Raw genomic sequence first — 10,777 nt, 5'->3', positions numbered from 1 at the left:
TTCCAAGAAATTCTTTCGCCAACTGTACAACCAAATTTAAAACGAGAACAAAACGTATAGTAACGATTTTCGCGTTAGGGATTACCTTCGGTCAGTTCTGCTAAAGCCTCGGGCGCAGCAGAAAGCCCGACGGCGGCTTTGAACTTACACCAAACGAATGCCGCCGGAACGCCATAAAAAAACCGCTACGAAATGCAGCGGTTTAGATTAACTTTTAAAAATTATTATTTCTTCTTCTTAGCTTTTTCAGCTTCGGCAGCTTCCATCATTTCTTGCAACTTGCGTTGGAATTTACTTTGCTGCTTTGGCTCGCGCTGTTTGTTTTCCTGAATTTGTGCGTGAATCTTATCGTTATCTACAATATAATTCTTGATAACCAACATAATTCCAATAGTAAGCACGTTAGAAACAAAGTAGTACAAACTCAAGCCCGACGCGTAGTTGTTGAAGAAAATCAACATCATTACCGGTGATATATAAATCATGATTTTCATAATCTTCGCCATATCCGGCATGCCTTCTTGTTGCGGTTGTTGCATGGCCTGATCGCCTGTTGTCATTTTCATGTAAAAGAAAATAGCAATTGATGCAAGAATAGGAAACAAACTGATGTGATTTCCGTACAACGGAATGTAAAACGGCAATTGTATAACAGCATCGAACGAGGATAAGTCGTTTGCCCACAAGAATCCTTGCTGACGCAAAGCTAACTCAGCCGGGAAAAATTGGAACAAGGCGTAAAATATCGGCATTTGTAACAGCGCCGGAATACAACCTGCCATTGGGTTAACGCCCGCTTTCGAATACAATTTCATGGTTTCCTGCTGGCGCTTCATCGGATCTTTCTTGAATTTCTCGTTCAGTTCGGCAATATCCGGACGTAAAACTTTCATTTTCGCCTGAGATAAAAACGACTTATACGTAATGGGCGACAACACCAATTTTATTAGTATGGTGAATAAGATAATTGCCCAGCCTTGTGCCAAAAAGCCCGATAAAATATCGTAAGCCGGAATAAAGAAATAACGGTTTATCCAACCGAAAATCCCCCAACCAAGCGGAACAATGTACTCTAAGTCACGCTCATACGTTTTTAACAATTTGTAGTCGGTCGGACCAAAATACCAATGCATGTTTTGGTTGATTTCGCCTGCCTGCGCTTTAAGGGCAATTTTAGCCTTGAAATCTTTGGTGAAAAGCGTATCAACTTCTTCGTCTTTAACAAGATTATTTGACAGTAAATCGGCTTTTGCAAACGGTTTGTCTGTTAACAATATGCTTGAGAAAAAGTGCTGTTTGAATGCTACAAATTTCACCGATTCCGGATTTTCGGTAGCATCGTTGCCTTGACCTACGTAACTGGTTTTGTCATCTTCGTATTGGTAGTAGATTTCAGCATAACGATTTTCGTATGAAACGCTTTTCTCATTGCGGAACGTTTTCAAATTCCACTCGAGCTCCACCGCTTGCTTAGGCGACAAAACGCTGGTTAATCCTTGTGAAACTAGGTCGAATCCAACCAAATAATCTTTTGGTTTTAGGCTATAACGGTACTCAAGAAAACCGCCGTTTGCTGTATTGGCTTTTAGCGAAAGTATTTGGTTATCGCCACTTTTTAGCAATTGTGGCTCAAAGTATAAATCGGCCGTATTGATGATTTTATTATCCGACGTGATTAACTTCGTATTGAAGTTCGCATTGTTGTTTTGAATCAAACGAACAAGTTCGCCACTGCCTTTTTTGAAACGCTCGTAGTTTTTCAAAGTGGCTTCGGTTACTTGTCCGCCTTTAAGTGCAATTTTCAAAGAAAGAACCTCATTGTCGAGCTGCACTTCTTTTTTGGCATTTTGCTGGGCTAGGGCAGCACTGTTTCCAAAGACACCAAATTTTTGCGAGTATGCACTGCTGTCGGCTGCTGTAGTTGCTGCTGCCGTCGTTGCAGGTAATGCTTTTGTTGGCGCTTGCTCGGTTTTTGGTTTAGTTGAAGCTTCGGGCGCTGTAGGCTGATTTTGATACATGATCCAAAACAGCAAGCCGAAAATTAAGGCGAAGCCGATGATGGTGTTGAGGTCTAACTTTTTTTCTTCCATTGATTAAAAATCGTGAGTTACTTTTGTTTTGCTTTGACCGTTGCTTCTACAAACGCTACAAAAAGCGGATGCGGATTGGAAACGGTACTTTTATATTCAGGATGGTATTGAACACCAATAAAAAACGGATGTTCGGGTAATTCGATAATTTCTACCAAGTTCGTATCTGGGTTAACGCCCGAAGTAACTAAGCCGTGCTGTTGCAGGACTTCTTGGTAATCGCCGTTAAATTCGTAACGGTGTCTGTGTCGTTCCGAAATGGCAGTAGTTTTGTAAATCTTTGCTGCCAGAGAATTTTCTTTCAATTCGCATTTCCACGCACCTAAACGCATGGTTCCTCCCTTTTCGGTGATGGTTTTTTGTTCTTCCATCAAATCGATGACAGGAAATGCCGTTCCTCGGTTCATTTCGGTTGAATTCGCATCTTTAAGTCCGGCGACATTTCGTGCAAATTCGATAACCGCCATTTGCATTCCCAAGCAAATTCCCAAAAACGGAATTTTCTTCTCACGCGCGTAACGTACGGTTTCGATTTTCCCTTCGATTCCGCGTTCTCCAAAACCTGGCGCGACTAAAATTCCGTCGAGTCCGGCAAGTTTTGTAGCTACGTTATGTGAGTCAACATGCTCTGAATGTACGGAAACGATATTAACCTTCGTTTCGTTTGCCGCTCCAGCGTGAATAAAGGCTTCGAGTATTGATTTATACGAGTCTTGTAATTCTACATATTTTCCAACCAAACCAATATTTACCACATGTTTCGGATTCTTTAATCGGTGTAAGAATACATTCCAATTCTTTAAATCCGGAATCGACTTTGGTGGTAAATTCAATTCGCGTAGCGCCACAACGTCTAGTCCTTCTTCCAACATGAGATTCGGAACTTCATAAATTGTTGAAGCATCAATCGATTGGATTACAGCTTCGCGTTTCACGTTGCAGAAAAGTGCGAGTTTGCTGCGGAGTTCGTCGGATAATTCGTGTTCAGTACGACAAACCAAAATGTCGGCTTTAATTCCGCTTTCCATTAAGGTTTTAACCGAGTGTTGCGTTGGTTTGGTTTTCAACTCGCCTGCAGCAGCCAAATACGGAATTAAGGTAAGATGAATCACAATAGCGTTCGATTCGCCCAATTCCCAAACCAATTGACGCACCGACTCGATGTAAGGCAACGATTCAATATCTCCAACGGTTCCACCAATTTCCGTAATAACGATATCAAAATTGCCGGTATTTCCGAGCAATTGCATACGCTCTTTGATTTCGTTGGTGATGTGCGGAACCACTTGTACCGTTTTTCCTAAGAATTCGCCGCGGCGTTCTTTTTCGATAACCGACAAGTACACACGTCCGGTTGTTACGTTATTTGCTTGCGAGGTTGGAACGTTGAGAAAACGTTCGTAGTGTCCGAGGTCGAGGTCGGTTTCGGCACCGTCGTCGGTAACGAAACATTCTCCGTGTTCATACGGATTTAGCGTTCCGGGATCGACGTTAATGTACGGGTCAAATTTCTGAATCGTCGTGCGATACCCACGCGCCTGCAGTAATTTAGCAAGCGACGCTGCGATAATACCTTTCCCCAATGAAGAGGAAACGCCACCGGTAACAAAGACGTACTTGGTTTGATTCATGATAATGTAGTTGTTGTGTTGTAGTTGCGGTTTCGTAAAAAAACGTGGCAAAAGTACACAATTTCGGAGCTATTTTTTTGGAAAATCGGCTCTTAATTTTCGCAACAACGGTTCGAGTCCGTTTACTTTGATTTCCAAGACCTCGCGCAGTTGTTGTCCTAGTTTCCCAGCTGGAAATCCCTTTTGTTGAAACCATACTAAATAATACTCGGGCAATTCGCTCAAATAGCGATCTTGGTACTTTCCGAACGGCATTTTAGCATGCGCCAACTCGAGTAAGTGCTGTTTGTTGGGTGCTTCCAACATTTACAAAGTATAATGAAAACGGATGTTCTGAATTAAATCGGGATGTAAAGAATGATGAACCGGACAAGTTTTTGCGGTTCGTTCAAGAATAATTCTACTCTTTTCATCCAGATTTTGAGGTAAATACATCTCAACGACGATCTCGCCAATCCGACGCGGTTCTGCAGCCATGATTTTAGTAACCTCTGCGTAACTGCCCGCCAAGTCGATTTGCATTTCGATAGCTTTAATGCCCATAACCGTAAACATGCATGCAGCTAAAGCATTGGCCAGGTAATCTGTAGGTGAGAAAGCTTCGCCTTTTCCGTGATTGTCGATTGGCGCATCGCTGGTAATTTCGTTACCCGAGGCAAGATGCACCGAGCTGGTTCGCAACTGTCCTTGATAAGTTACTTTGCTAGTCATTAGTTGATGGTTTTAACCGTTAAATCGGGTTGGTATTGCAATATGTAAATGCCCGAATTGCGCGCACCTGTTTTGGTATTCTCGTATTTGAATCGGTTTTCGAGTCCGTTGGTTTCGCCTTGAAACAGCTCTTTCTCATTTTCGGTAGTTGCTAAACGATTTACAAGATCGATGATCAGGTCGAAACCGCGAATGGCAAATTGCGTTGGGTTGCTTTTGTACTTGCTGCGATAAGCTGCACGAAACGGTACATCTTCGGTTAATTCGGTGGTTACTGAAGGTGTAATTAAGCCCAATTTTGCTAATTTTTCGATAGAAATTTCTTCGTAATCAAAGGTTTCGTTTTTGTCGAGCGTTACCGGCGTTACTTTATGCGTGGTCGCCAGTGCATTTAACGCATTAATAAAGTTTAGCGCTAAGCCTGTTCTTTCGCTTTCGAAAATGATGTAATTCACTTTCGTGGAATGGAGTAGTGGTTGAATCAATTCTTTGGTAACACCACCTTTTTCGGTAAGCGGAATGAAGACAATGTCTTTGTAATTGGCTTTAAGATAATTGGTTAGCGCTACCTTCTTTGGTTCAACGATCGCTAAAATCTTGGCGTCTTTTTCGTAAAGGAATTCCAAAGTTTCGTCTCGGAGTACATTTGAATCGGGCATGGTTTGCACCAAATTTTTAAATTTCTTGTCGTAATCTTTGCTTAAAGGCGAAACGACCAACGTTTTTGATTTTGCGAGGAGTTCGCAGGTTTTTTCCACATGATTTTGGTAAAACGGACCAATAACGGCGTCGTACGAAGCCAAGTTCTCGGATTTAATTAATTCGGCAACTTTCGAACTTTGCTTGCTTTCGCCGCTATCGAAGTAACTTACGTCGACAGTTACACCGTCTTGTTTTAATGAATCGATGGCTGCTGCGACACCGCTGTAAAAATCGAGCGTCATATTTAGAAAACGATCTGCTTTCAATTTATTGCTAACCAATGGGATAGAATCAACGGCAATTTTATCTAAATTAAACGGAATCAACACGGCAAGCTTAACGGATTTGTTTGCCGATTTAATTTCAATTTTTGAGGGTTCGGATTTTTCTTCATCGGGAATTACGAGCGACATTCCTTCCTGCAAGCCGTTTTTCAATTCAGGATTTAATGCAATAAGTTCGTCGACCGTTGTTTTGTATTTTTTAGAAAGTCCGTACAGTGTCTCTTTTGGAGCGACCGTGATCGTTTTTTTAACTTCTTTTTCGACAGGTTTTTCAGGAGCTGGAGCTGGTGTTGGTTCGGGCTCTACATACGTTCCGGGTTTTATTTTTAGGCGAAAACCAATTTGTAAACCCGATTTAACTTCCGGATTTAAGGCTTCCAAATCCGTAACACTCATGCCGTATTTTTTAGCGATGCCGTATTTGGTTTCTTTCGGTTCAACGATGTGAAAGCTGGTTTCGGTTTTAGTTGTTGCTTTTTCAGCTGATTTACCGTTCTTTTTTTCTGCTTTGAGTACAAGTATATCACCTGGTTGTATACCTTTTTTTGCATCCGGATTGGCTGCTAAGAGCTCGGTTTCCGATAAGCCATATTTTTTGGCGATGCTGTAAATGGTTTCGCCGCTGCTCACTGTGTGCGATTTTTCAGTAACTTTTTTTGGAGTATCCTCAGTTTTTTTGGGAGCTTCGGCTTTAACTTTTACTTCGGTTGTTGTTTGGATGAGTAATGTCATTTCGGGTTTAAGTCCGGCTTTAGCATCTGGATTTAAACGATAGATATCGGCAGGAGTTACCTTATAGTCTTTTGCTATTGAGGTTACGGTTTCACCCGCCTTTACCTGATGTTTTTTGATGCTTTGCGCTTGAGCAAGTAGCGAAAAGAACAAAACGAATACAAACAATACTTTTTTCATATAAAATTTATTGGCAAAAACTATTCCCATTCTATGGTTGCAGGTGGTTTTGAACTAATGTCGTACACCACGCGATTCACTCCTTTTACTTTATTGATGATCTCGTTACTTATTTTCATTAAGAAATCGTATGGCAAATGTACCCAATCTGCGGTCATTCCGTCGGTTGATTGCACCGCGCGCAGCGCCACTACCTTTTCGTAAGTACGTTCGTCGCCCATAACACCAACCGAATTTACGGGAAGTAGTATAGCTCCGGCTTGCCAAACGCTGTCGTATAAGCCCCACGATTTTAATCCATCGATGAAAATTGCATCGACTTCCTGCAATAAGTTGACTTTTTCAGGTGTGATGTCGCCTAAAATGCGAATCGACAAGCCCGGTCCTGGAAACGGATGGCGACCGAGTAGCGCGGCATCAATTCCCAACGTTTTGCCCACGCGACGAACTTCGTCTTTGAATAACATCCGCAGGGGTTCGACGATCTTAAGTTTCATATAATCGGGCAAACCACCTACGTTGTGGTGTGATTTTATGGTTGCCGACGGTCCTTTTACCGAAATCGATTCAATTACGTCGGGATAAATAGTTCCTTGTGCAAGCCAAGTTACGTCTTCGATTTTGTGTGCTTCTTGATCGAATACTTCGATAAAAACGCGTCCGATGGCTTTTCGCTTCGCTTCCGGTTCGCTAATTCCGGCAAGAGCATCGAGAAATTGCGCGCTGGCATCGACACCTTTAACATTCAAGCCCATGTGCTCGTACTGTTTGAGCACGTTTTCGAATTCGTTTTTGCGCAGAAGTCCGTTGTTTACAAAAATGCAATACAGATTTTTACCGATGGCTTTGTGGAGTAAAACGGCGGCTACGGTAGAATCGACACCGCCCGAAAGTCCAAGAACTACGCGATCGGAACCGATTTTAGTTTGCAATTCGGCAACAATCTCTTCGACGAAGGCGTTTGGCGTAAAGCTTTGTTCGATTTTCGCGATATCGACCAAGAAATTTTTCAGCATTTGCATGCCATCGGTGCTGTGATATACTTCCGGATGAAATTGAATGGCGTAGGTTTGCTCGCCTTCGATACGGAACGCTGCATTTTCAACATCGTGTGTGCTTGCTAGGCGAACGCCGTTTGTTGGCAAAGATTTTATGGTGTCGGAATGACTCATCCACACTTGTGAATTTGCGGGGATGTTAGCGAGAAATGCTTCGTTTTCTTTGAGATACGACAGATTTGCACGGCCGTATTCACGGATGTTTGATGGCGCCACTTCTCCACCGTTGAAATGTGCTAAATATTGTGCGCCGTAGCAAACGGCAAGTAGCGGCACTTTTCCGCGAATTTCTGAAAGATCGGGATGCGGTGGATCGTCGGCACGAACCGAAAACGGCGAACCGGATAGAATTACAGCTTTAAAATCTTTGAGATTTGCAGGCGGTTGGTTATAGGGAAAAATTTCGCAAAAGATGTTTAATTCGCGAACGCGGCGTGCAATTAGTTGCGTGTATTGCGAGCCGAAATCTAAAATAAGTACGTTGTGTTGCATGCGCAAAAGTAAGTTTTTGAGCGGCATCGTGCAACGCCGATTTTGCAGTTGTAACGATTTTTTGCCAACGATTTTTCGCGCTAACGATTTGCTGCAGCTGCTTCGGCTATTGGCCTTGCGGGCTTTATGGTTTAATAGCGTTTCGAAATCATTCAAAAAATAATAGTTTGGCTTTATCGATGCTTTACGGTTGAGTTTTAGCAGGAAAAGGCTAGTAAATTTTTATTTGGAGCTTTGCGATTTTTAAAACGTAATATTGCAATATTACCTCGAATAAATGCCATTAAATCAATTCTTTAATAAAAATTTGCACTAGGCAATTTCGTTTGATTTAATGTCTATTTTCCTTAACCTTATTCTTCCAATAAATCGATCTTTTGGCAACGATTGCCGCGCCAACGATTAGCTGCGGCTGCTTCAGCTATTGGCCTCAGGTGCGTTTAGGTTTAATAGCGTTTCAAATGCAATCAATAGAAATAGCAGTTTGGGTTAATTAGTGCTTTGCTGCGCAGCTTTGTTTGAAAATTGCTGGGTTATTTAGATTTGAAGCTTTGCAATTTTTTAAACATAATATTGCAATATTACCTCAAGTAAGTATTTTCAAATCAATTAAGTAACGCAATTTTTGTTTGTATTATTTCGTCAGATTAAAAACCATATTTATCTAACGTTATGTTTTAGTAATACGGATTTTTTGGTAACGATTGCCGCGCCAACGAGTGAGCCGGTACCCCACAGCCCAAGTAGCGAAGCGTAATGGGCGAGGAGTAAAGGCGAAAGCGTGCCCGGGCGCCCAAAAAAGAATGTCGACTATAATATGCTTGTACGACGAATTTCACTTTTTTAATCTCGAAGGCAGGTTTAAAGTAAAAAAGCCGCCCGAAGGCAGCTTTTCCAAGAAAATATATGAAGGAAATTATGGTAATAATACGCGATCAATTTGGTGGATTACGCCGTTGTTACCTTGAATGTCGGTAGCGGTAATTTTAGTTACGCGGTTATCTCCATCGGTGATCTGAGCTCCAGAAGTTGGCAATTGAATGGTGAAAGTTCCACCGCCTGCAGTAGTTACTGTTTGATTGTTTTGTAAGCTTCCCGCTAAAACATTGGCGCCTCCAACCACATGATAATTTAACACAGCTGTTAAAGTTGCACCGTTAATTGCAGCCAAGTTTGGAGCGTTTAATTCGCCTAATAAAGCTGCAAACGCATCATTATCAGGAGCAAATACGGTTACAGGAGCTGGAGCAGTTCCAACTTGAGTTCTTAGCAATGTAACGAAATCTGGCTGGTCGTTACGTGTAAGAGCCGAACGCAATGAGCTGTAATTTGGATTTGCCAATACTAAATCAACTACATCTGGAATACCAATTACACTGTTTACGATGTGAATAGTTCCGTTTTTAGCACGCACGTTTGCAGTAGTTACGGTTGCTCCACCGTTTGTAACTCCACCGTTAAGTACTACACCATTGTTAGCATTAACAAACATTGAGATTGTTGATGTAGTAGATGCAGCTCCCGTTGCTAGTGTTTTATAATAACCTGTTTCTAATTGATTTGAACGCAATGATCCAACAAGAACATGGTTGCGTAATACTTCGCGTAATACATCTACAGGAACAGCTTCTAGATTTGGGAAATCATTTGCTTGTAAGAAGTCAAGAAACGCCTGATTTGTTGGAGCGAAAACAGTTAATTTCGTGTTTCCACTTACATCGTCAACCAAGCCCGCTCTTGTTAATGCTTGAACAAGAATGCTCAATTCGGGAGTCTCTGTTGCAACCTCAGCAATATTTCTGCTTTCTCCGTTTGAGTCGGAATCGTCGCACGAGTTAAACGTTGTCAGTGCAAGAGCACCTAATGCAATGGCTGCAAATTTTCGTAAATTTTTCATAGTTATTGATTTATTGATGGGGTAAAACTAGGAAAGAAAATCCTTTTGTTTAACTTTTGTTCAAGAAGATTAAACACTTTTAGGAGTAATTTAACCATCTCCGTTAATCTTTAGTGAAATTGCTTTTAACAGACGCAACCGCTGCGAAATATTTTACTCTGCACCGCGTTTTGAGGTTATATTTGCACGTAAAATCAACATGTATATGAGGTTAATAGCTGTTTTCTTGATAGTTACACAAATGTTAAGTGCACAACAAATTAACAGTACTGATGCAAAAGGACTGAAGCAAGGATTGTGGCGAGGCTTTTATGAAACATCGAAACGCATTCGTTACGAAGGCAACTTCAAAGACGGAAAAGAGGTAGGTACCTTTAAATTCTTTGCAGACGACAAGAATTCAACTGTTACCGCCGAGCGCGTTTTTTCTGATTTAGGTAAAACAGCCTACACTAAAATTTACGAAAACGGCTTTTTAAGTTCGGAAGGCAAAACGGTTAATAAAAAGAAGGAAGGTTTGTGGAAATACTATCACCCGAAGTCGACCGTCGTAGCTTTGGAAGAGTTTTACAAGAACGACAAGCTCGACAGCATTCGCAAAGTGTATTATCTGTCGGGTAAAACCGCGGAAGAATCGTCATATAAAAACGGTCAGAAAAACGGTACGTACAAGAAAATCACCGAAGAAGGCATTGTTTTGGAAGAAACCATCTATGTAAATGATCAGTACGACGGTGATGCCATTTTCCGCGAAAGCGACGGTAAACTAGCGTCGAAAGGCAAGTTTGTTAAAGGCGAAAAGAAAGGCTATTGGGAATTTTATAAAGACGGCAAGCTAGATAAGCGCGAGAAATACCCAATAACCAAGAAAACGGTCGCCAAAAAAGTAAAGTAATCGCGTTGATACACCACTAAACGAGCAGCCAATTTTTTGCTAAAATGGGCATCTGCAAAAGACGTTAATGGGAAGCACCGTATATTTGCAGCAGGAATTTTAGGT

The 10,777-nt window shown here is 41.6% G+C and carries 8 protein-coding genes; 1 reads left to right on the top strand and 7 read right to left on the bottom strand.

The window, feature by feature from the left end; all coding sequences use genetic code 11:
* Nucleotides 1–224: 224 nt before the first annotated feature.
* The 7 genes from yidC to Q0064_RS08785 form a co-directional block, all read right to left on the bottom strand.
* Nucleotides 225–2,090 (bottom strand): membrane protein insertase YidC, encoded by a 1,866-nt coding sequence (gene yidC / locus Q0064_RS08815; protein ID WP_298147328.1) that lies wholly within the window; start codon nucleotides 2,088–2,090, stop codon nucleotides 225–227.
* A 17-nt stretch (nucleotides 2,091–2,107) separates the two neighbouring features.
* The gene (locus Q0064_RS08810) at nucleotides 2,108–3,721 is read right to left on the bottom strand and encodes a CTP synthase (RefSeq protein WP_298147326.1); all 1,614 of its coding nucleotides are present in this window, start codon (nucleotides 3,719–3,721) and stop codon (nucleotides 2,108–2,110) included.
* 69 nt (nucleotides 3,722–3,790) lie between these two features.
* Nucleotides 3,791–4,027, bottom strand: a complete 237-nt coding sequence (locus Q0064_RS08805) for a DUF3820 family protein (protein WP_298147323.1) — start codon at nucleotides 4,025–4,027, stop codon at nucleotides 3,791–3,793.
* The gene (locus tag Q0064_RS08800; protein ID WP_298147320.1) at nucleotides 4,028–4,432 is read right to left on the bottom strand and encodes an OsmC family protein; all 405 of its coding nucleotides are present in this window, start codon (nucleotides 4,430–4,432) and stop codon (nucleotides 4,028–4,030) included.
* Nucleotides 4,432–6,330 (bottom strand): LysM peptidoglycan-binding domain-containing protein, encoded by a 1,899-nt coding sequence (locus Q0064_RS08795; protein WP_298147318.1) that lies wholly within the window; start codon nucleotides 6,328–6,330, stop codon nucleotides 4,432–4,434. Before Q0064_RS08795 ends, Q0064_RS08800 begins: the two co-directional genes overlap by 1 nt.
* A gap of 20 nt (nucleotides 6,331–6,350) precedes the next feature.
* Nucleotides 6,351–7,880, bottom strand: a complete 1,530-nt coding sequence (guaA, locus tag Q0064_RS08790) for a glutamine-hydrolyzing GMP synthase (protein ID WP_298147316.1) — start codon at nucleotides 7,878–7,880, stop codon at nucleotides 6,351–6,353.
* 916 nt (nucleotides 7,881–8,796) lie between these two features.
* Nucleotides 8,797–9,777 (bottom strand): fasciclin domain-containing protein, encoded by a 981-nt coding sequence (locus tag Q0064_RS08785; RefSeq protein ID WP_298147313.1) that lies wholly within the window; start codon nucleotides 9,775–9,777, stop codon nucleotides 8,797–8,799.
* Between the two features lie 205 nt (nucleotides 9,778–9,982).
* Between Q0064_RS08785 and Q0064_RS08780 the strand changes: the two genes are divergently transcribed.
* On the top strand, nucleotides 9,983–10,672 hold the full coding sequence (locus Q0064_RS08780; RefSeq protein ID WP_298147310.1) for a hypothetical protein: 690 nt from the start codon (nucleotides 9,983–9,985) through the stop codon (nucleotides 10,670–10,672).
* Nucleotides 10,673–10,777: the final 105 nt, after the last annotated feature.

The organism is Flavobacterium sp. (assembly GCF_027490375.1).
In the GTDB taxonomy this organism is placed as follows: Bacteria; Bacteroidota; Bacteroidia; order Flavobacteriales; family Flavobacteriaceae; genus Flavobacterium.
This window is presented reverse-complemented; position numbering and strand designations above follow the sequence as displayed.